At 43.3% G+C, this 21792-nt stretch carries 22 protein-coding genes; 10 read left to right on the forward strand and 12 right to left on the reverse strand.

The annotated features are described in order from the left end of the window. Position 1: 1 nt before the first annotated feature. Entirely contained in the window at positions 2-1021 is a 1020-nt protein-coding gene (locus ACHUFI_RS17045) for a TauD/TfdA family dioxygenase (protein ID WP_394251269.1), read from the reverse strand. Positions 1022-1183: 162 nt separating this feature from the next. Here ACHUFI_RS17045 and ACHUFI_RS17050 point away from each other — a divergent pair, with 162 nt between their 5' ends. After that, complete coding sequence (locus ACHUFI_RS17050) at positions 1184-2524, forward strand: aminotransferase-like domain-containing protein (protein WP_394251271.1); 1341 nt, start codon at positions 1184-1186, stop codon at positions 2522-2524. 149 nt (positions 2525-2673) lie between these two features. After that, on the forward strand, positions 2674-3600 hold the full coding sequence (locus tag ACHUFI_RS17055; RefSeq protein ID WP_394251273.1) for a LysR family transcriptional regulator: 927 nt from the start codon (positions 2674-2676) through the stop codon (positions 3598-3600). Between the two features lie 48 nt (positions 3601-3648). On the opposite strand, the gene ACHUFI_RS17060 is transcribed toward ACHUFI_RS17055, so the two are convergent. Further along, positions 3649-4305, reverse strand: coding sequence for an NAD(P)H-dependent oxidoreductase (locus tag ACHUFI_RS17060; protein WP_394251275.1), 657 nt, complete (start codon positions 4303-4305; stop codon positions 3649-3651). Between the two features lie 122 nt (positions 4306-4427). Further along, entirely contained in the window at positions 4428-5303 is an 876-nt protein-coding gene (locus ACHUFI_RS17065; protein ID WP_394251277.1) for a patatin-like phospholipase family protein, read from the reverse strand. A 202-nt stretch (positions 5304-5505) separates the two neighbouring features. Here ACHUFI_RS17065 and ACHUFI_RS17070 point away from each other — a divergent pair, with 202 nt between their 5' ends. Beyond that, positions 5506-6744 (forward strand): leucine-rich repeat-containing protein kinase family protein, encoded by a 1239-nt coding sequence (locus ACHUFI_RS17070; protein ID WP_394251279.1) that lies wholly within the window; start codon positions 5506-5508, stop codon positions 6742-6744. Positions 6745-6779: 35 nt separating this feature from the next. On the opposite strand, the gene ACHUFI_RS17075 is transcribed toward ACHUFI_RS17070, so the two are convergent. The 8 genes from ACHUFI_RS17075 to thrS form a co-directional block, all read right to left on the reverse strand. Continuing rightward, a complete protein-coding gene (locus tag ACHUFI_RS17075) occupies positions 6780-7190 on the reverse strand; it encodes a hypothetical protein (protein ID WP_394251281.1) in 411 nt (136 codons plus the stop codon). Between the two features lie 31 nt (positions 7191-7221). Beyond that, positions 7222-7539: a N(4)-acetylcytidine aminohydrolase gene (gene yqfB, locus ACHUFI_RS17080; RefSeq protein WP_394251283.1), complete on the reverse strand. Its 318-nt coding sequence runs from the start codon at positions 7537-7539 to the stop codon at positions 7222-7224. A 189-nt stretch (positions 7540-7728) separates the two neighbouring features. Further along, positions 7729-7935 carry a DUF1289 domain-containing protein gene (locus tag ACHUFI_RS17085; protein WP_394251285.1) on the reverse strand — a complete coding sequence of 69 codons (207 nt, stop codon included), beginning with the start codon at positions 7933-7935 and terminating at the stop codon, positions 7729-7731. A gap of 60 nt (positions 7936-7995) precedes the next feature. Beyond that, positions 7996-8748, reverse strand: a complete 753-nt coding sequence (locus ACHUFI_RS17090) for a glucose 1-dehydrogenase (protein ID WP_394251287.1) — start codon at positions 8746-8748, stop codon at positions 7996-7998. A 310-nt stretch (positions 8749-9058) separates the two neighbouring features. Next, a complete protein-coding gene (rplT, locus tag ACHUFI_RS17095) occupies positions 9059-9412 on the reverse strand; it encodes a 50S ribosomal protein L20 (protein WP_004733517.1) in 354 nt (117 codons plus the stop codon). A 41-nt stretch (positions 9413-9453) separates the two neighbouring features. Continuing rightward, positions 9454-9648, reverse strand: coding sequence for a 50S ribosomal protein L35 (gene rpmI / locus ACHUFI_RS17100; protein ID WP_137358066.1), 195 nt, complete (start codon positions 9646-9648; stop codon positions 9454-9456). A gap of 110 nt (positions 9649-9758) precedes the next feature. Beyond that, positions 9759-10316: a translation initiation factor IF-3 gene (gene infC / locus ACHUFI_RS17105; RefSeq protein WP_463596587.1), complete on the reverse strand. Its 558-nt coding sequence runs from the start codon at positions 10314-10316 to the stop codon at positions 9759-9761. After that, the gene (gene thrS, locus ACHUFI_RS17110; RefSeq protein WP_394251290.1) at positions 10313-12241 is read right to left on the reverse strand and encodes a threonine--tRNA ligase; all 1929 of its coding nucleotides are present in this window, start codon (positions 12239-12241) and stop codon (positions 10313-10315) included. The genes infC and thrS overlap by 4 nt, the downstream gene beginning before the upstream one ends. Before the next feature lie 288 nt (positions 12242-12529). Between thrS and ACHUFI_RS17115 the strand changes: the two genes are divergently transcribed. Next, positions 12530-13483: a DUF3187 family protein gene (locus ACHUFI_RS17115; protein ID WP_394251292.1), complete on the forward strand. Its 954-nt coding sequence runs from the start codon at positions 12530-12532 to the stop codon at positions 13481-13483. 55 nt (positions 13484-13538) lie between these two features. Here ACHUFI_RS17115 and ACHUFI_RS17120 read toward each other — a convergent pair whose 3' ends face one another. Continuing rightward, positions 13539-14282, reverse strand: a complete 744-nt coding sequence (locus ACHUFI_RS17120; protein WP_394251294.1) for a sporulation protein — start codon at positions 14280-14282, stop codon at positions 13539-13541. Between the two features lie 184 nt (positions 14283-14466). On the opposite strand from ACHUFI_RS17120, the gene hutC reads away from it, so the two are divergent. From hutC to ACHUFI_RS17150, 6 genes are all read left to right on the forward strand, one after another. Next, on the forward strand, positions 14467-15177 hold the full coding sequence (gene hutC, locus ACHUFI_RS17125) for a histidine utilization repressor (protein WP_394251296.1): 711 nt from the start codon (positions 14467-14469) through the stop codon (positions 15175-15177). A gap of 121 nt (positions 15178-15298) precedes the next feature. Beyond that, positions 15299-16507, forward strand: coding sequence for an imidazolonepropionase (hutI, locus tag ACHUFI_RS17130; protein ID WP_394251298.1), 1209 nt, complete (start codon positions 15299-15301; stop codon positions 16505-16507). Next, positions 16500-17513, forward strand: a complete 1014-nt coding sequence (gene hutG / locus ACHUFI_RS17135; protein ID WP_394251300.1) for a formimidoylglutamase — start codon at positions 16500-16502, stop codon at positions 17511-17513. The genes hutI and hutG overlap by 8 nt, the downstream gene beginning before the upstream one ends. A gap of 58 nt (positions 17514-17571) precedes the next feature. Further along, the gene (gene hutU, locus ACHUFI_RS17140; protein ID WP_394251302.1) at positions 17572-19266 is read left to right on the forward strand and encodes a urocanate hydratase; all 1695 of its coding nucleotides are present in this window, start codon (positions 17572-17574) and stop codon (positions 19264-19266) included. 14 nt (positions 19267-19280) lie between these two features. Further along, positions 19281-20813: a histidine ammonia-lyase gene (gene hutH, locus ACHUFI_RS17145; protein WP_394251304.1), complete on the forward strand. Its 1533-nt coding sequence runs from the start codon at positions 19281-19283 to the stop codon at positions 20811-20813. 226 nt (positions 20814-21039) lie between these two features. Continuing rightward, positions 21040-21765: a DUF3581 domain-containing protein gene (locus ACHUFI_RS17150; protein ID WP_394251306.1), complete on the forward strand. Its 726-nt coding sequence runs from the start codon at positions 21040-21042 to the stop codon at positions 21763-21765. The last annotated feature ends 27 nt before the right edge of the window (positions 21766-21792 follow it).

The raw sequence follows: 21792 nt of genomic DNA on the forward strand, positions 1-21792 counted from the left end.
CCTAATCTTGTCCAATATGTTCTGTTTTTGGGTATGCTTGTACGATTCGATCTAAAGAGTTCATTCCAAATAAACGCATCAGCCAACGATCTGCTCCGTCGTCTCTCGGAGAGAACCCCTCGCGGCTATGCAATACTCTTTGATTCTTGATAATCACCAAATCGCCTGGTTGATATACGATGTGTTGCTTCAATGAAGCATCTTTCAATTGAGCCTCCAACATCACTAGTGCCGCGGCAGCTTTCTCTGTCATTGGAGTAGTGTTTTCTTTGTCATAACGGCAATGAATTACGCCATTGTCATCAAATACCACCAACGGCAAAATCGTCGAACTTGATTGCCCAAATGAATCTGGTCGTCTAATACTAAATTGTGGTTTTGCTAACTCTTCTAGTACTCCGCGGCTGAGCTTCGCCATCAGTGAATCAATCAAGATAAAATTTGAGCTAACGCTCAAGTCAGAGCGAAGTGCCATTAAAGAAAGGAACTCCGGACATCCGCTCTTTCCATTCAAAGGTTCACAAGAAAGAGGTAAATCAGGGTTATCTACGTGATGTCCGAATGTATGTGTAGAGCCGTGTGAAGACTTCTCGTTGCGCCCTTTAATTGCCGGTACAACATGGCGAAAAAGCAAGCCATCATTCTCTGTTTTATACGCAATTGGTTCAATTCCAGCCAATTGATATATGCCAATGTGACACGCGCTAGCCAATGGTGTTTTTGAGGGTGCTAAATAGCCTTTATAAGGTGTCGCACACAAATCGTTGTCGATCGGTAAGCCGCGAACAATCAGTGCACATTGTTCATCAGAGGTTTTGAATCGCTGAATCGCTTCTACAATGTTTACCGGCAAGCTATGTTTCACAGTATTTCCAAGCCACTCTCGAGTTTCTAGCCAAGAACTGTCATCCCCTAACCTTAGGTTTGTAAAAGTACTTTTTAGTTTTCTCGAAGCTTCATATGAAATATGCAGCTCCTGCACACTTTCAAACTGAAGTGACTCAACATGAGTGTTTAACATTTCCCTATCCCTAATTTGACGTTGTTATTTTGTTTTGAGTTAATTTAATTCAACCTAATGACATATGTCAATAACAAAAATTAACATAATTTACATATTTTTATTTATATTAAACTAAGTAATGGACTATACTCTTCGTCATATTGAGTCAGGAGGAAGGCTGTGAGTGACGTAAAATTCAGCAAGATAGCGCAGGTTATTAGGGAAAGAATTGAGTTAGGTGAATATTCACCTGGTTGCAAATTACCAACTCATCGTGTTTTAGCTAACGAGTTAGACACCACCCCTGCAACGGTCGCAAAAGCATACAAGCTATTGGCACAAGAAGGTCAACTTGAATCCTTTGTTGGCCGCGGGACATTTGTTTGCGCCCAGTCTGACTTAAATGTTGCAATTAAAGCGCCTGAAGAAGAAGACAACTTTAACTTCTCGATCTTACAACCTTGCTTGTATAAGAACGTCGCACCTTTAAAAAAAGCGTATCAAGTAGCTGGCGAACAGCTGACTTCTGAACTGATTGGTTATACTGAATTTTCTGGTCACGAAGCTCACCGATTAGCTGGCGTAAAATGGGCAAAGCACTTCGGTTTAGAGGGTGGCGATACAAACAACACAGTGTTAACTGATGGTGCTCAGCATGCACTCTCTTTGCTTATTAATCTATTGACCAAACCTGGAGACACCATTGCGGTTGAATCTCTGACCTACCCGGGTATCCTAGCTATTGCGAGTTTGGCAGGTCGAAAAGTCGTTGGCGTTTCGATGGATGAACAAGGTATTTGCCCAGCCTCTTTAGAGAACGTTATAACTGAACACAAGCCGAAGTTGGTTGTCGTTGTCCCATCTCATCAAAACCCGACAGGCATTACTATGCCAGAGCCTCGTCGAAGAGAAGTCGCCAATGTCATTGAAAAACATAACATTTGGCTGGTTGAAGATGATATTTATTGCTTCTTAGATGAAAATCCCATTCCTGCGATCAGCAACTTTGTTCCTGAAAAAGCATTCCATGTATCATCACTGTCCAAAGCGCTTAGCCCAGCCATGCGATGCGGTTATATCAAAGCACCACTTAGCCAAATGGCATTATTGAATGCTCATATCCGTGCCAACATTTGGTTATCGTCTCCAATCAATTACATTGCTGCGACTCACTTGATTGAATCAGGGGAAGCATTTGAAATAGCTGAGAACCAAAGGAAAACAGCAGCAGAAAGACAAACAATCGCTCGGAGTGTGTTGCCATCGATTTGGTGTCGAGCAACCGGATACCACATCTGGTTGCCCTTGCCAGTAAACTGGAAAGCCGATCGTTTAATGATGGAAGCCAAAAATCGAGGTGTCATTGTAAGCAGTGGCGGGTACTTTGATGTTAACGGTAGTGAATCCGAACATGTTCGACTATCTCTGATGTCTGTCAGCACGGAAGCCCGGCTTGAAGAAGGGTTGAACATCTTAAAAGAGCTCTTAGATTCTGAAACCAGTACCTTGTTCCCATTCTAATTCTTCTCACTTCCAAGCGCTTCGATTCTGAGGCGCTTTTCGATTTCCCCTCCCTAGCTCATCTGTTCCAGGTATTCTTATGCGTAAAATGCAAAGACGTTTTGAAGCATGGTAGCATGCAAGTCAGATCATAAAATGTAGGAATTACGATGTCTACGACTAACCGATTATTGCTGTTTTTAGACGTTGTTCAACAAGGTTCATTCACCAAAGCAGCCACCTTACACGACATGGATAATTCCGCGCTCTCCAAACAAATAAAGAAACTAGAAGCCGACCTTGGTGTTCAGTTGCTCAATAGGTCTACACGTTCTTTTTCTCTAACTTCTGCTGGTGAAGAGATTTTGGATCAAGCCCATGTTCTGAAAGACTCACTTGATCAGGTTCAGCTTATCGCCGACTCTTATCAATCTAAGCCGAAAGGGATTCTAAGGATCACCTCCCCTATTTTCTTCGGACATGGGTATTTGCAACCTGTGATTTCGCAATTCATGAAAACCTATCCAGATATCCAGATTGTTCATGTCTTATCCGATAAAAAGAATGACATCATTTCTGAGAATATTGATCTCGCATTCCGCTTGGGCAAGCTACAAGATTCAAACCTCATTGCAAAAAAAATTGCTGAAACTAACTTTATATTGATCGCGTCAAACGACTTCATCAAAGAACATGGCAACCCAGCTACACCTCAAGAGCTAATACAACTGCCATCGGTTCTGTACACCAATGGGGATATGACGGTCGATCAGTTAGTCATAAACGATGAAGTAGGAAGTGCATCTTATAGTACCCACAAAATGAAAGGGAGCTATAAGGTCAGCGACGTAAGAACCACCATTGACGCAGTGAGAGATGGACTCGGCTATGCGATGATTGAGCTTGCTAATTTACATAGCTCACTAGAAGAATTAAACCTTTCGTTACTCCTACCCGACTACGATATATCAACCAAAGATACCGCAATTTATGCTATCTATCCGCACAGAAAGCATACGAAGATTGCAAAGATGTTTGTTGAAGAAGTGCAAAAATACATTGGGACACCACCAAGGTGGGAAATATATTTGAAGTAAACAACTCGAAGAAAAAAGCCCCGCAAATTCAGCGGGGCTTTTTAAGAATTATAACACTGAGATCACATCGTCTAATGCAAGACGTGCTTTTGGAAGTCCGTGATTATAGTCTTCGCCATCTTGATGGTAGCCAATCGCTAATGCGACTTCACAAACATGCCCATCTAGATGGTCTTTAAATGCTTCACCAACAAGAGCTGAGTCAATACCTTCCATCGGCGTAGAGTCGATACCTAAGCGAGCAAGTGTATGCAAAAGGTTCCCCAAGGCAATATAAAGCTGCGCTTTCGTCCACGTACCATTGTAACCAGACTCGTCAGTATTCATCTCAGCGAACGCGTATGCGCCCATAAAGGTATCGTACATATCAGCAGGTAAATGTCCTGAAGTCACTTCCGCATCCACACGTTTAGCAAATTTTTCTTTAGTGAACTTCGGATCATGCGCTAGCAAAATCGTATGTGATGCCGACTTAGCATGTGGCTGATTGAATTGGTGCATATTTTCAAACGTATCGTGGAAACGCTGCTTTGCTTCATCACTCTCGATAACAATAAATTTCCAAGGCTGAGAGTTAATGGATGAAGCCGACAAGCGAATCGATTCCTTGATAACTTCCATATCTTCAGAGGTAATACGTTTCTCTGCGTCATACTTTTTAGCTGTATAGCGGTTATTTAAGTCTGTAATAATTTGATGTGCCATTTCGAATTTCCTCGTAGAGCGAAAGCAATGGAGGCATCTTAGAGATTACTACCAATTAGAAACAGACTAAAAATCGCCAATCATTATGGATAAAAATCACCACAATCAGATTAAGTACCCGATTAAAAGCAGAAGTGACAATTTTCTTCATTCAGGCCCGCTAGGTTTTGCAACGCAATCATATGTTTGAACCCTTCTTCTTTCCCCATATTGTATCCAGCCATCAGCTTTCTTTTATCCATTGTCAATCTCTTCACATGGTAATCAGGAGAGGGAGCAATTACTCGAACCGTAGCATCGCTTGGCGGGTTACGAATGAACTCAATGGATGCGTTATACCGTTCTTCCCTTAACAACATTGCCTGTACTAACCTAGGATTATCAGAAAACAATGCATTGACTAACCTTGGGTACTTCAAAGGCTTCATCTGAAAAGTAAGCGGGCGAGAGAGAACGACAGTAATATCTTTGAACCCATTGCGGTAAGCTTCCATCACTGGAATAGAATCTGCAACGCCGCCATCGGTGTAACACTGATTATCAAAACACGGCGTATCTTTATAGATCATTGGCAAAGCTGCGGTTGCTTCCATGACCTTATCTATATTGTCTGGCGTGACTTTGTGATATTCCGCTTGACCATTCTTAATGTTGGTCACCGCAACGTACAATGGAATAGCGGAAAATAACGTTTGATTATCAATAGGGAATGCCAGTTTTGATTGTTCCCATAGCCATTTCACATCCGCTAAACTTCCACCAGAAATAGCACGCCTAATATTAAAAAAATCTTTCGTCGTCGCCATTTTAGTGATGACTTCAATGCTGCGCTTTGGCTGTTGAGACAAGAAACCTACAAGATTACTCGCCCCAGCCGAAACACCAAAAGCAGCCTCATACGGGCTATGATTTTTTTCCATGAAAGCGTCTAGTACCCCACTGGCAAAGACCCCACGCATTGCCCCACCTTCTACTACTATTGCTTTTTTTTCATTCATATTCTTATCCCCCAATTGCGGCTGAGGATAAATCGTTACGCTTATTGAATAAAATTGGTTGTGGCTTTTTATTCAATAGGGAAAACCTATAGCCTAATTGAGTCGTATATCTAGTCGACGAATTGAGATTAGAGGCTCGCCATTCTGATTCACTATCAGTAGAATGCCGCCTTTAACCAAAAAACAATAATAGGGAAAAACTTTGCATACTCTCGAGCAGTTACGAACAGGTCAGCTAAAAGGCGTAAAGCGCGTTCAGATCTCGGAACAACTTACATCATTTCCAATGGAAATTCTTGAGTTAGCGGATTCATTAGAAATCTTAGATCTGTCGAATAATCGCCTTTCTGATATTCCCGAGCAAATTGCTGAGTTACGCAAACTAAAAATCCTATTCGCCTCCAATAACTTATTTACCGAACTACCGGCTTCACTAGGCGCGTGTGGACAGTTAGAAATGGTCGGTTTCAAAACGAATCAGATTAAAAACGTTCCAGAAACATCACTACCACAACAATTACGTTGGTTAATTTTAACTGATAACCAAATAGAAGCTTTACCTAACTCTTTAGGCGAACGCCCTCGCCTCCAGAAGCTCGCGTTAGCCGGTAATCAAATACGTCAACTGCCGAAAACTATGTCTAAGTTAGTAAACTTAGAGTTAATCCGACTATCAGCAAACCAGCTTCAAGAGTTTCCTAAATCGCTACTGGAGCTACCAAAATTGGCGTGGATCGCATTTGCTGGAAACCCATTTTGCAAGCATGCCGTCAGTTCAGAAGGCGTACCAAAAGTTCCTTCTACGAGCTACAGCTTAAATCAAGTTTTAGGTCAGGGTGCTTCTGGCGTCATTTCACACGCTAACTGGCACAATCCAGAGTTTGATTTTCCAAAAGAAGTTGCCGTAAAGGTGTTTAAAGGAGAAGTGACAAGTGACGGCTATCCGCACGACGAACTTGAAGCTTGTCTACAAACTGGTTTTCATCAAAACCTTGTTAAATCAATCGCTCAAGTCGATGAACCAAATTACCTTTCACTAGTGATGGAGCTCATCCCTTCTGACTATTTCAACTTGGGATTACCGCCTTGCCTAGAGAGCTGTACTAGAGATAGGTTCAATGACGGCTTTTCTTTATCAATTGAGAATATCGATAAAATTGTCACGCAAATGATCGGTGTATTTGAGCATCTTCATGCTAACAAAGTTTGTCATGGTGACCTATATGCTCACAACGTACTGATCAATAGCCAAAGTGAGATGATATTTGGTGATTTCGGAGCAGCTTCAATCTATGGCTACTTAAGCCAAGACCAGCAACAAAAAGTTAAAGCGATTGAATCTAGAGCTCTAAAATATTTCATTGAAGATCTTTTATCCGTTTGCGCTCCTGAAGACAAGTTCAGTACAACCTTTAAGAAATTAGAAAACTTCGTCGCCTAAACTAAAAAAAGCCTAGTTATTAAACTAGGCATTTTTTAAGGCTTAACTTGGGCAAGCTTTAAGTAGGAGTGGAGCTCTCCATTCTTGTACTCTATGGCCGAATGTATATTCACTTCCCTATTGCCAACCACAATAAGTTGATATTTATTTTCACCTTTAGCGATTTCTACGTCTAAACATCCATCTTTAATGCTCCAACACCCCGACGTCGCAAAACGATCAAAGAGCCGGTATTCATTAAGGGTTCCATCATGGCGAAAAATCACTTCCGTTATATACCCTCCGGTACAGGTCTTAATCCAAGTGGTATCAGCAACGTCTGCACGCTCGAGGGATCTTCTAGTTGAACACCATTGAGAGAAAGCCTCTGCCTGTTCATCACTTATGAGAGACTCATGTCGCTCTAAAAGTTGATGATTATATTCACGCTGAAATAGCTGAAACATTATCTCTTTAGACATAAACAAGATTTCCGAATTAAGGTGCTAGTTGATATTGAACGACATAGAGCTGATCAATACCTGGATATATATCTTGTATCACGCGTTTTAATTCAAAGAGCGTCATGTTTTCTTGTTGAGCATGAAAGTCGTCCAAGTCCGCAAATAGAACCGGAGTAACAGACAGTATTTTTAACGAACAAAACTTTCGACCGCTTTCAAGAGTTGAGACTTTGACAACAGTGCCGGACTGATAGTATTTTTCCGATTCATCGCGAATCGTGATAGTTTTCTTGCCTGAAAGGATATCTGCTTCAAAACGTTCGAAGAATGTCATCGTCGTTAGGGCTTTCATTTCTCATTCCTAGATAGATTTTGTCCCGATAATTTACCCCAATTAGTGACAGGTAAGAAGAGGGACTTCTAGCAACTTATTTACTCTGAATTCGATTAGGAATTAAGAGCTATAACATTAAGTCGTAATGGGAATATTAGCGAAGACGACAGGCTGAATTTACTGCAAAATAAGGGGAATCACTGCAGTTTACAAAGTACGTTTAGCCCGCCGCTGTTCACACAACGTAAGAATTAGTTGTTTATCTTCTTCTGAAGAAGCATTCCAATTAATGATTTCTAGATAAGTTCGATAACAACCTAAGCAAACATCGTTATTATCTAAACAGCAATTCCTAACGCAAGGGTTAGGAATCGAATGCTTTCCACACTGAGAGTTAGAACGACTTACAACCATTTAAGATACCTCTACTCAAATACTAGAGGTTTCCATCAAGTTTGCCTAATACTTACAGCGTTAAAGGCCGCCAGTTGTATCCACAAAACTGCCAGTGACAAAGGAAGATTTATCAGACGCGAGCCAGACGATCGCTTCTGCTACTTCGCGTGGCTCCCCACCTCTTTTCAAAGGTATATTTTCACGAAGTCTATCAACACGACAAGCCTCACCGCCTGATGCGTGCATTTCAGTATAAATTAATGCCGGTCGAACACCATTTACTCGAATCCCCTCTTCCGCAACTTCCATTGCTAAGCCGCGGGTCATTGTATCCATTGCCCCTTTAGAAGCTGCGTAGTCTACATATTCATTGGGAGAACCACTCTTGGCTGCTCCTGACGACACATTCACGATACTTCCACCTGTCCCACCATGTCTTGTGGACATCCTTTTGACTGCAGCTTTACTACACAAAAAGCAACTCATGACATTAGTTTGTAGAATCTCAGAAAACCGTTCAGCGGAGATATCTTCCATACGCGATTGCTGCTTTAATATTCCAGCATTGTTAACCAGTACATCAAGAGTTCCTAGCTCATTGTCCACCGTATTAAATAAGCGCTCCACATCTTTTTCAATTGAAACATCGGCTTGAACAACTATGCATTTCGCCCCTAACTTCTCAATATCTTTCTGCAGTGCTGAGGCCGCATTGAAGTCAGACACATAGTTGATACATACGGAATAACCTTCTTTGGCGAGCAATTTAACTGCCGCAGCGCCGATACCTCTTCCACCACCTGTTACCAAAGCTACTTTATCTTTTTTCATTTTCTTCCCTGAATGGAAATCCAAACAATGTGTTGAAATAACATAACCTTACCCAACATTGCCGTGCAACCTTTTTATAAGATTGCACTGATACCCCTATTGCACTAACTAAGCCTCAGAGGTATCAATATTCAGTGTAAAGAGGACCGCCACAGTGTTGATGAGAACAAACTCACCATACGTTAGGTTAAGACTAACTTATTAGTAGATAAGAGAAACTCAGACAAGCGTTAAAGGAAGGACAAATTTCAGGTAATAAAAAAGGAGAGCCGAAGCTCTCCTTTTCTTAAACCTTTAAGCAAACTCTAAATTATAGAGACGCTTTCGCTTTTTCAACTAGAACTGCGAATGCAGCCTTGTCGAATACTGCGATGTCAGCAAGAATCTTACGATCGATCTCGATAGATGCTTTCTTAAGACCGTTGATGAAACGGCTGTAAGATAGACCATTTTGACGAGATGCCGCGTTGATACGTGCAATCCATAGTTGACGGAATTGACGTTTCTTGTTGCGACGGTCACGGTAAGCGTATTGACCAGCTTTGGTAACTGCTTGGAAAGCTACGCGGTAAACACGTGAACGTGCTCCGTAGTAACCTTTAGCTTGTTTTAGAACTTTCTTATGACGTGCACGAGCTTGTACACCACGTTTTACGCGAGGCATTATGCTTCTCCTAAACTAAACGATTATTAAACTAAAAAGAATTAAGCGTATGGCATCATACGTAGAACTTGAGCCACTTCACATTTAGGAAGGATCGCATTCGGACGTAGCTGACGCTTGTTCTTAGTAGTACGCTTAGTCAGGATGTGACGTTTACCAGCGTGCTTAAACTTAATACCACCAGCAGTTTTCTTGAAACGCTTAGCAGCACCTTTGTTGGTTTTCATCTTAGGCATGATGAATAACTCCGCATTGTTGAGTTGTTAATAAACATAGTAATTAGGGCGAATAAAACGCCTCTGCTGTAAAACAGCAGAGGCGCTATTATTACTTGTAAAGCCTTTAATTACTTCTTCTTCGGCGCCAATACCATGATCATCTGGCGACCTTCAATTCTCGTTGGGAAAGATTCGACTACTGCAAATTCTTCAGTATCCGCTTTCAAACGATTTAGAACGTCAACACCGATGTTCTGGTGGGCCATTTCGCGGCCACGGAAGCGAATTGTTACCTTCACTTTGTTGCCGTCTTCTAGGAAACCAGTCAGGTTGCGTAGTTTTACCTGATAGTCACCAATATCAGTTCCAGGACGGAATTTAATTTCCTTAATCTGAACCTGTTTTTGCTTCTTCTTCTGCTCTTTCGCAGCTTTGCTCTTCTCGAAGAGGAACTTACCGTAGTCCATCACACGACAAACTGGCGGCTCGGCGTTAGGGCTGATCTCTACAAGATCCATACCAGCTTCATTAGCTGCTTCAAGTGCTTCATTGATTGAAACAACACCAACAGCTTCACCATCAGCGCCAGTTAGACGAACTTCACGTACGCCACGAATATCACCGTTTAAACGGTGCTGGTTTTGTTTGGCCGGTTGTTGGCCACGTCTTCCGCCTTTAATAGCTATTCCTCCAGATTGAGCTTACGGCTTGAAACCTCAGCTTGGATGTAAGAAATAAAGTCATCCACTTTAAACTTGCCAAGGTCTTTACCTTTACGCGTACGTACTGCAATTTCGCCGGCTTCCATTTCTTGGTCACCACACACAAGCATGAACGGTACACGTTTCAAAGTATGTTCGCGGATTTTAAAGCCTATCTTCTCATTTCTCAAGTCCGCTTTGACTCTAAATCCACTTTTTTGCAGTTTTTTTGTAATTTCTTGCACATATTCAGACTGTTTGTCGGTAATGCCCATTACAACTGCTTGCTCCGGCGCCAACCAAGTTGGGAAGAAGCCTGCGTATTCTTCAATTAAGATACCAATGAAACGCTCTAGTGAACCAAGGATAGCACGGTGAATCATAACTGGCGTGTGACGCTCGTTATTTTCTCCAACGTAAGTTGCACCTAAACGCTCTGGTAATGCAAAATCAAGCTGCACTGTACCACATTGCCACGCACGATCTAGACAATCATGTAGCGTGAATTCAATTTTCGGTCCGTAGAATGCACCCTCGCCGTCTTGAATTTCATATGGAATTTCCATTGATTCAAGCGCTAGCTTAAGGTCAGCTTCCGCACGGTCCCACATTTCATCAGAACCTACACGTTGCTCAGGACGAGTTGACAGCTTAACTACGATGTTTTCGAAACCGAAAGTCGTGTAAGTGTCATACACCATCTCGATACACGCTTTCACTTCTTGCTGTACTTGTTCTTCAGTACAGAATACGTGAGCATCATCTTGAGTAAAGCCACGAACACGCATGATGCCGTGTAGTGCACCTGACGGCTCATTACGGTGACATGAACCAAATTCAGCCATACGTAATGGTAGATCACGGTACGATTTAAGACCTTGGTTGAAGATTTGAACGTGACCTGGGCAGTTCATTGGCTTAAGAGCGTATTCACGGTTTTCTGAAGAAGTCGTAAACATTGCTTCTGAGTATTTGTCCCAGTGGCCTGAACGTTCCCAAAGAACGCGATCCATGATTAATGGACCTTTCACTTCTTGGTAATCGTATTGAGTTAGCTTTTCGCGTACGAACATTTCTAGTTCACGGAAGATTGTCCAACCATTGTGGTGCCAGAAAACCATTCCAGGAGCTTCTTGCTGCATGTGGAATAGATCTAGGTGCTTACCAATCTTACGGTGGTCACGCTTCGCCGCTTCTTCTAAACGAGTTAGATGAGCTTTTAATGCTTTTTTGTCGTGGAATGCAGTGCCGTAGATACGTTGTAGCATCTTGTTGTCACTGTTACCGCGCCAATATGCGCCCGCAACACTTAGAAGAGTAAAGTGTTGGCAGAACCCCATGTGCGGTACGTGTGGCCCACGACACATGTCGATGTATTCTTCATGATGGTATAGGCCCGGACGATCGTCTTTAGAAACGTTTTCATCCAAGATTTCCATCTTGTAAGTTTCGCCGCGAGCTTCAAATGCATCGCGCGCTTCCTGCCAGCTAACCGTTTTCTTAACTACTTGATACTTGGTCTTAGCAAGCTCTTTCATACGCTTTTCGATTTTTTCGATATCTTCTTGCGTTAAAGAGTGTTCCAGATCGATATCGTAGTAAAAACCATTATCGATAGTTGGACCAATTGCCATTTTAACTTCTGGGTAAAGCTGTTTAATCGCGTGGCCAAGTAAGTGAGCACAAGAGTGGCGAACGATCTCTAAACCATCGACTTCGTCTTTCGCGGTGATGATTTCAAGGCTCGCATCTGCTTCAATTAGATCACAAGCATCAACACGCTTGCCATCTACACGGCCAGCGATGGTTGCTTTCGCAAGACCTGGACCGATTGATAGTGCAACATCTAAAGTAGAAACTGGGTTGTCGAATTGACGCTGACTGCCGTCAGGAAGAGTAATAATAGGCATTATTTGTCCTTTACAGTGGTGTTGCATACCAAGCAACACATGCTAAGTGTATTTCCTTCAAAACACTGAAGGAATTCAATAAATAGATAAAAATCACTAAGTAAAGTCGTGCAATACTGATGCTCAAACCTTTACTAAGCCGACCATTCTAACCGACCTATCAAAAATAACAATCAAAGCGATAAAGATTGTTTAGCCTCCTTATCACCCGTTTTGTTGGGGTTTTCTCTTACGTTAAAGATTTCGCACTAAACTTATAGTCAGACAGGCTGCATTCAAGGAGAAGATATGAACAGATATTGGGTTTTCATTAGCCTACTCTACTTCGCCTCAGCTCAGTCGAATGAACAGCCAAACCAATACGGTCCAATCACTAGCTACGCTCAAGCACCGCTTCAAACCATAAGCCTAACCCCACGTTTAAAATCGGGGTTTTCTTTACCTGAAAATGAGTTTCAGTTTTATTCGAGCTTGACCGCCGCCAGCATTTGGATTGAATCCGGCGACTATCATGCTGATTATTATCAGAACCAACTGATATTAGGAGGGAAATGGCAAGCATCAAAGAACTGGCAGTTCGACCTTAACTACCGCTGGAACTATGCTGCGAACAACTACTTAGACGGGCTCGTAAGAGATTTCCACAGCCTATTTGGAATTTCTCAAAATGGTAGAGATCAAGTCGATAACCATCAATTCAATATTCAAATTCCTAAATACGGCATTGATGCACAAGGCTTCCAGCGAACGACGATAGTTAATGCATTGACTTTATACGGACAATACCAAGTATTGACCCAAGAAAATTACGGTTTATCTATTGGTGGCGCAATTTATGTCAATCGAGTCAATAACGGGACATTTGAAGGCGACAGTGTCGAGCAAAGCCTCCAAGCCAATTACACACACACTAAAGACGAGCATACACTTTTCGGTACGGTTGGTACCAATTACCGGCATAGCCAAAACATGATTGGCGACTTTCCAATGAAGAAAATGACATTATCTTTGATCGGTGGTTACCAATACCAATGGCGTAAGAACCATCAAATACATTTAGAGTATCGATGGTATCAAGGGGCTGAAAGTGGCTCATCTGACTTTGCTCATTCCGCTAATGAGTTCTTGCTCGGCTACCGTTACTTGATGGAAAACTCGGCGATTGAGCTATCACTCGTCGAAAACGTTTTTTACATGGACAACAGTACCGATATCGCTTTTTCAATCGGCTATATACGCTAGTCATAAAAAGGGTAGATGGAAATGCCCATCTACCCTCTCCTTGTTAACTGGATAACTAAATGCTTAAAACATGCCTAACCGCATTCGATACTTCTGAGTCACTTGCATTCATTGACAAGCTAAAAGAAGTATATTGATCCCCTCTAAAGCTCAATGAGCGGTCAACTTCTGCCAAGCAATGTACCATCTGACCTTCCAATACAAATGAAAGCTCAACTTCTTTATTATTTACAAAACCACCAGACCTAAATTCCAGTTCTTGGTAGCACCCCGAGCGAGAAGAAAAGTTATTGCTCTTCAAATACCCTTTTTCAACATCCGCTTTAACCATCGTCATTCCTGCCGCTTCAAGGGCTGAAATTACTTTGCTTACGACAGGCAACGGCTTAACTTGCACAAAATCACGGTCTTTAGGGTCAATTGCAAAATCAATATCAAGCGTCGTTTCTACCCACACATGAGTTTGATTTTTTAGCACATTAAGTTCAGTAATCGGTGTTTCAGGATTCAACTGTAATCTGAAGGGAACTTGTTTGACTTCTCCAGGTTGAACCACAAACGATTCAACAGCCTGAATTCGCCCTAAAGAGAACGTCTCATAGCTCGTGCTATCTTCTGTTTCGACTTTGACTTCAGTATTAAGAACCAAATTAATTGCATCTATTTGCTGCTCAACGTCTCCACCCATAATATGAACTTGGCCTGTCAGTTCTCCGCCCTGAACGACATCAATACTGTCTAAAATCGTATCTACTTTCGCGGCACCAATACCTAAAGACGATTTTAATTTCTTAAACATACTTATTTCCCAATCATCACTGATAGTTATTATTCATTAGAGTTAGGCTAGTGAACCTTGTTTACTCACCGGATTCAAGCCTTCAACCATAAAGAATTCGAGTGACACACCATTCGTCTGCGTACCAATTGAAAATAAATCTGAATACGTTAAGCTATTTGTATAGTCAATTTAAGGGTCAATTATGCCTAGCTCTCCGCTTTACCTTCAGATCAAACAGTACATTGACGAAAAAATCGTGAGTGGTCAGTGGCCGGTTGGACACCAAATCACTACAGAACTTGAGCTTACAGAGCAATTTAATGTCAGCAGAATGACTGTCAATAAAGCAATTCGCGATCTTGTATCTGAAGGGAAACTTGTAAGAAAGCCAAGGCTGGGTACTTTCGTCTGCAAGAGTAAAGATAAGGCTGAATCTCCCCTGCTAGATATTCGAAATATCGCGCAGGAAGTCAAAAATAGAGGCCAGGATTACAGCAGTGAAGTACTGAAACAATGCGAGATCATTGCTGATGAAAGTGTCGCCACACGTTTAGGTATCATGCTTGGCGCTACCGTGTTCTACAGTGAAATCATTCACTTTGCAGATCAAAAGGCCATTCAGCGAGAAGTCAGATGGGTTAATCCACTTTACGCCCCACAATATCTAGATCAAAACTATACTCGCACCACCCCAAACCAATACCTTTCCGAAAACTGCCCACTTAGTGCTATTGAGCACACGGTAGAAGCAATAGTCCCTGATGCTGCTACCAAACAGATTCTTGAATTGTCAGGCTCTGAGCCCTGCTTGCTGCTTAATCGCCGTACTTGGAGTGGAGACAAGCTTGTGAGCTTTGCCCTGCTTTACCATCCAGGATCTAAATACAAATTAAGCTCCAAGGTTTTGCTCTAATATAGGGTTTCATCCTATTTACTGATCACATTTTCGCAACATCAACTTGCTAAGTATCATTTAATGCTCTATTTATTTGTATATACATTTAAATGTAATTATCGAATAAGACGAGATTGGAATGGATTTAATACTTAGTAATGCGCGTTTAGTTACGATGGCTTCTTCAGAATCTGGTTACCAACCGACCGAGCCTAAACACGTCGTCGTAAAAGCAGGAAAAATCGTTTCAATCTTTAATACACTCAGCGATGTTGATTCTCAACTCCCTATTATCGACTGCTCCGAAAACATCGTTACTCCTGGCCTTATCGACAGCCATACTCACCTTGTATATGCCGGAAACCGCGCCAACGAATTTGAAATGCGTTTGCAAGGTGTGCCTTATCAAGAGATCGCTAAACAAGGGGGAGGCATCCTTTCAACGGTACATTCAACTCGAAACGCTTCGGAAGAAGAGTTAGTGGATCTTGCACTTCCTCGCTTAGAAGGTTTGATGAAATCAGGTGTAACGAGTGTCGAAGTAAAATCTGGCTACGGATTGACCTTGAACGATGAATTAAAGATGCTCAGAGCTGCAAAGGCGCTCGAAAGTCATCGTCACATTAAAGTGTCTACCACTTTGCTAGCTGCTCATGCTCTTCCACCAGAGTTTGCGGGCAAGGCAGACCAGTATATTGATTTGGTCTGCCAAGAAATAATCCCTGCAGTTGCCGAAGAAAACTTGGCCGATGCCGTTGATGTGTTCTGTGAGTCCATAGGGTTCAACCTAGATCAAACCGCCAAAGTGTTTGAAGCAGCAAAGCAGCATGGACTCGCAATTAAGGGGCATACAGAGCAACTTTCCAATATGGGTGGCAGCGCTTTAGCTGCAAAATATGGTGCACTTTCTGTTGATCATATCGAGTATCTGGATCAAGCAGGTGTAACACAGCTCGCTCAGTCCAACACCATCGCTACACTACTCCCTGGTGCATTCTACTTCCTAAAAGAAACGCAAGAACCACCGATTCAATTATTACGCGACAGTAACATTCCGATGGGTATAGCGACTGACTTAAACCCAGGAACATCCCCTTTTGCAGACCTAACCTTGATGATGAATATGGCCTGTACATTATTTAGACTCACACCAGAAGAAGCTCTGCGTGCAGTTACTGTCAATGCCGCTCAAGCAATAGGACAAAAAGGTAAACGAGGACAAATAGCAGTAGGGATGGAAGCAGACTTTGCAATTTGGAACATTCAACATCCAGCTGACCTAAGCTATCAAGTAGGTGTCCCACGCTTATCGCAACGTATTGTTAATGGAGTAATCTGTCATGACTAATTCTGTGCAACCTGAAACTACCCACGAATTTCACTGGCAAGGACGACATGACGCTGAAGACGGTGACCTAGGTCAACGTGTACATCACGCTATTCGTTCAAAACAAGTGTTCGACTTAAACGCTGCTGAGCAAAGTGTGGCGATATTGGGTTACGCTTCTGATGCCGGTGTTGCAAGAAACAAAGGCCGAATTGGAGCTAAACGTGCTCCTGATTTAATCCGTCGCGCATTAGCTAATATGGCTTGGCACCAAGATGCTCCCATCTACGATCTTGGAAATGTCACTTGCGAAGACGACCAATTGGAGCTGAGCCAAGCTCAGTGCTCAGATGTTATTGCTCAAGCCCTGTCTTCAACCAAGGTGATCACTCTCGGAGGCGGTCACGAAGTTGCATGGGCATCATTTCAAGGGCTAGCTAAGCACTTCAAAGCAACGCAACCAGACAGCAAGCCGAAGATTGGCATCATCAATTTCGACGCCCATTTCGATTTACGCGCATTTGAAAGCCACCTAGCGGATGTGAAACCAAGCTCGGGCACCCCTTTCAATCAAATTCAGCAATATTGCGCTGAAAACGATTGGCTATTTCACTACGCATGCCTTGGCGTCAGCCGTGCAAGTAACACCGCTGCACTCTTTAAAAGAGCTGACGAGCTCGGCGTTTGGTACGTAGAAGATCATGAGTTATCTCATATCAATCACATCTACCATCTGACTCAATTACAGCATTTTATCGACAACTGCGACTACATCTACCTGACGATCGATCTTGATGTATTCTCAGCAGCCACCGCTCCAGGAGTCAGCGCTCCTGCCGCTCGTGGTGTCAGCTACGATTCACTTGCCTTATTCCTAGAAAGAATTTTGCATTACAACAGCAAACTACTCATTGCAGATATCGCCGAATATAACCCCACCTACGACGTAGACAGCCAAACCGCTCGACTAGCGGCAAGGCTAAGCTGGGACATCGCGAATGCAATGGTCAAGAAACAACACAAATAAGTTAGCTCACAGAGCCTAACGATAAAAATAACCCTACGTGAAACTAAAGGAGTCTCAAATGACGGATCATCACTCAAATGACCCTCGTCTCGATACCACTCGTGAAATTCGTGCACCACACGGTACTACACTACGTGCTAAGTCGTGGTTAACAGAAGCACCGCTTCGTATGTTAATGAACAACTTAGACCCAGATGTAGCAGAACACCCGCATTCACTAGTGGTTTATGGCGGTATTGGTCGCGCGGCTCGTGATTGGAAATGCTACGACAAGATCGTTGAAGTGCTTGAACGTCTAGAGGATGACCAAACGTTACTTGTTCAATCAGGAAAGCCTGTGGGTGTATTCCCTACTCATAAAAATGCGCCTCGCGTTCTGATTGCTAACTCTAACCTAGTGCCACACTGGGCAAACTGGGAGCACTTCAACGAGCTCGATAAAGAAGGTTTAATGATGTACGGCCAAATGACAGCGGGCAGCTGGATTTACATTGGCTCGCAAGGCATTGTGCAAGGTACCTATGAAACCTTCGTTGCTATCGCGAAGAAGCATTTCCAAGGCGAAGCGAAAGGAAAATGGGTTCTAACTGGCGGTCTTGGCGGTATGGGTGGCGCGCAACCACTAGCAGCAACCATGGCTGGTTTCTCTATGATTGCCGTTGAGTGTGATGAGTCGCGTATCGACTACCGTTTACGCACAGGTTACGTAGATAAGAAAGCCACCAGCTTAGATGAAGCGATGGCGATCATCAAAGAATCTGACACGCCTATTTCTGTTGGTCTTCTAGGCAACGCGGCTGACGTATTCCCTGAGCTTGTGGAACGCAATATCACTCCTGACGTGGTAACAGACCAAACTTCAGCGCACGATCCACTGAATGGCTACTTGCCACAAGGTTGGAGCATGGAAAAGGCTGCACAAGAACGACTAGTTGATGAAGCTAAAGTTGTGAAAGCGGCAAAACAATCGATGGCGATCCAAGTACAAGCAATGCTTGACCTTCAATACCGTGGCGCGGCGACGGTGGATTACGGAAATAACATTCGCCAAATGGCACTTGAGGAAGGCGTAGAAAACGCATTCGATTTCCCGGGGTTCGTTCCTGCATATATCCGTCCATTATTCTGTGAAGGTATCGGCCCATTCCGTTGGGCAGCGTTATCTGGCGATCCAGAAGATATCTATAAAACAGACCAAAAAGTAAAAGAGCTTATCCCTGATAACCCACACCTACACAACTGGCTAGACATGGCTCGTGAGCGTATTCAGTTCCAAGGTTTACCTGCTCGTATCTGTTGGGTTGGATTGAAAGACCGCGAACGTCTAGGCCAAGCTTTCAATGAAATGGTCAAAAACGGCGAGCTAAAAGCACCGGTGGTTATCGGCCGTGATCATCTAGATTCAGGTTCTGTAGCCAGCCCTAACCGTGAAACTGAAGGCATGATGGATGGGTCAGATGCCGTTTCAGATTGGCCGCTACTCAATGCCCTACTAAATACTGCAGGTGGTGCAACGTGGGTTTCTCTTCACCACGGCGGCGGTGTTGGAATGGGCTTCTCACAACACTCTGGCATGGTCATCTGTTGTGATGGTAGCGAAGATGCGTCACAACGTATCGCTCGCGTACTTCATAATGACCCTGCGACTGGTGTTATGCGCCATGCCGACGCAGGTTACGACATTGCAAAACAATGCGCGAAAGAGCAGGAGCTCGACCTACCTATGCTTAATGAAGAACTGAAAAACCTTTAATGTCTGGAGAAAACATGCTGAATTTATTACTAAAACCTGGACAGCTAGGCCTATCGGAACTGCGTAAGATCAGCCGCAGCCCTGTCAATCTATCGCTAGATCCAGAAGCCATTCCAGACATCGAAGCGAGCATGCAAGTTGTAGAACAAGTGATCGCAGAAGATCGCACAGTCTACGGCATCAATACGGGTTTTGGCTTGCTAGCCAACACCAAGATCGCCCCGGAAGATTTAGAAGTTCTACAGAAGAGTATTGTGCTCTCGCACGCGGCAGGTATTGGCGAGTTCATGTCGGACGAAACCGTTCGCTTAATGATGGTACTTAAAATCAACAGCTTAGCACGTGGTTATTCAGGTATTCGCCTGAAAGTAATCAACGCGTTAATCGATCTAGTCAACGCTCAGGTATACCCATGTGTGCCACAAAAAGGCTCGGTCGGCGCTTCTGGTGATTTAGCCCCATTAGCTCACATGAGTACTGTCCTACTTGGAGAAGGCCAAGCAAGACATAACGGCAAAATCATTACTGGCCTAGAAGCCATGCAAATCGCAGGCTTAGAGCCTATCACACTTGCACCGAAAGAAGGCTTAGCGCTGTTAAACGGTACTCAAGCATCTACGGCGTTCGCTCTTGAAGGCTTGTTTGTCGCTGAAGATTTGTTTGCATCCGCTACCGTATGTGGTGCTATGTCAGTAGAGGCCGCTTTAGGCAGCCGTCGTCCATTTGATCCACGAATCCACCGCGTACGCGGCCACAGAGCACAAATGGACGCAGCAATGGCATACCGCCATATGCTAGATCAAAGTAGTGAGATTGGTGATTCTCATACCGGTTGTGAAAAGGTACAAGATCCTTATTCACTTCGTTGTCAACCTCAAGTCATGGGTGCATGTTTACAACAGATCCGCAACTCTGCAGAGATCCTAAAAGTAGAAGCGAATTCAGTATCGGATAACCCATTGGTATTTGCTGACGACGGCGACATCATTTCAGGCGGTAACTTCCACGCTGAACCAGTAGCGATGGCAGCGGATAATTTAGCGTTAGCCATTGCCGAGATTGGTAGCCTTTCGGAGAGACGTATGGCTCTACTGATCGACAGTGCATTGAGTAAGCTTCCTCCGTTCCTCGTTGATAACGGCGGCGTTAACTCTGGATTTATGATCGCTCAAGTGACGTCCGCGGCACTCGCGAGTGAAAATAAGACGCTAGCGCACCCAGCATCGGTCGACAGCTTGCCAACTTCAGCGAACCAAGAGGATCACGTTTCAATGGCAACGTTTGCAGGCCGACGCTTACGTGAAATGGGAGAAAATACCCGTGGTATCTTGGCAGTCGAATATCTTTCTGCCGCTCAAGGCATCGATTTCAGGGCGCCAAATAAGTCTTCTGTACGTGTTGAAGAAGCTAAGCAAATCTTGCGTGAAAAAGTCTCTTTTTATGATAAAGACCGCTACTTCGCACCGGATATCGAACAAGCTAACTTATTGCTCAAGCTTTCTGTACATAACCACTTAATGCCAGAAGGCTTACTAGCAAGCTTCTAATATCAACTATTCGAAAGGGTTTACTTCGGTAAACCCTTTTGTAATGAACCACTATCCACTTCACACTCCTCTCCTTTGCTCATAACCACAGCATGGTAAAAGCGTCTATTGAATAACTGACAAGATGAAAAAAGAATCATATGAATACATGTTCTAACTGGATAGACCATTAGTTTCATCATAGTTGGATATAATCGCGACCAGATTTGACTACTAAAAGCGTATTATGTTTCTGACACCGTATTTTTCAACTGACCAAAACCAATTTCAATTCACTCGTGAGCAAGCAAGCCACTTCGCAAAAAAAGTTGCAGGTGACTTCAACCCAATTCACGATGAAGACAACAAACGCTTCTGTGTGCCAGGCGACTTATTGTTCGCTGTTCTTCTGCAAAAAGAAGGCATTAGCCAAACAATGCGTTTTGATTTTTCTGGTATGGTTAGTGATGGTATTGCTCTTAATGTCGAAAATAAATGCGATAAAGAAAGCGCACTTGTAGACGCAAATGGCAAAGAATACCTACACATGACATGTGAAGGTGAACGCAGCCACAACCAAGCATTCATTGAACATGTAGTAACAAACTACGTTCAATTCTCTGGTATGAACTTTCCTCACATCATGGTTCCTCTTATGGAAGAGCAGCAAATGATGATCAACTGCCAACGTCCATTAGTTATTTATGAAAGCATGGAAGTTGAATTCACTCACCTAGACCTATCTCACCCTGAGGTTGTATTCTCGGGTGCAACTTTTGATGTTGAAGGTAAACGTGGTGTTGTGACGCTAAACTTCGATTTCAAAGAAGATGGCGAAGTCGTCGGTAAAGGCATTAAGCGTATGGTCGCAAGTAGCCTGAAGCCATTCAGCCAAGAAGCAGTTGATGACCTAGTAAACCGCTTTAATGAACGTAAAGATATGTTTCTCGCTCAATTTGCAGCAGCGGCGTAGTCATAGCTAATCACCCATATTAAAAAG

This window comes from Vibrio profundi (assembly GCF_043642225.1).
Classification (GTDB): domain Bacteria; phylum Pseudomonadota; class Gammaproteobacteria; order Enterobacterales; family Vibrionaceae; genus Vibrio; species Vibrio profundi_A.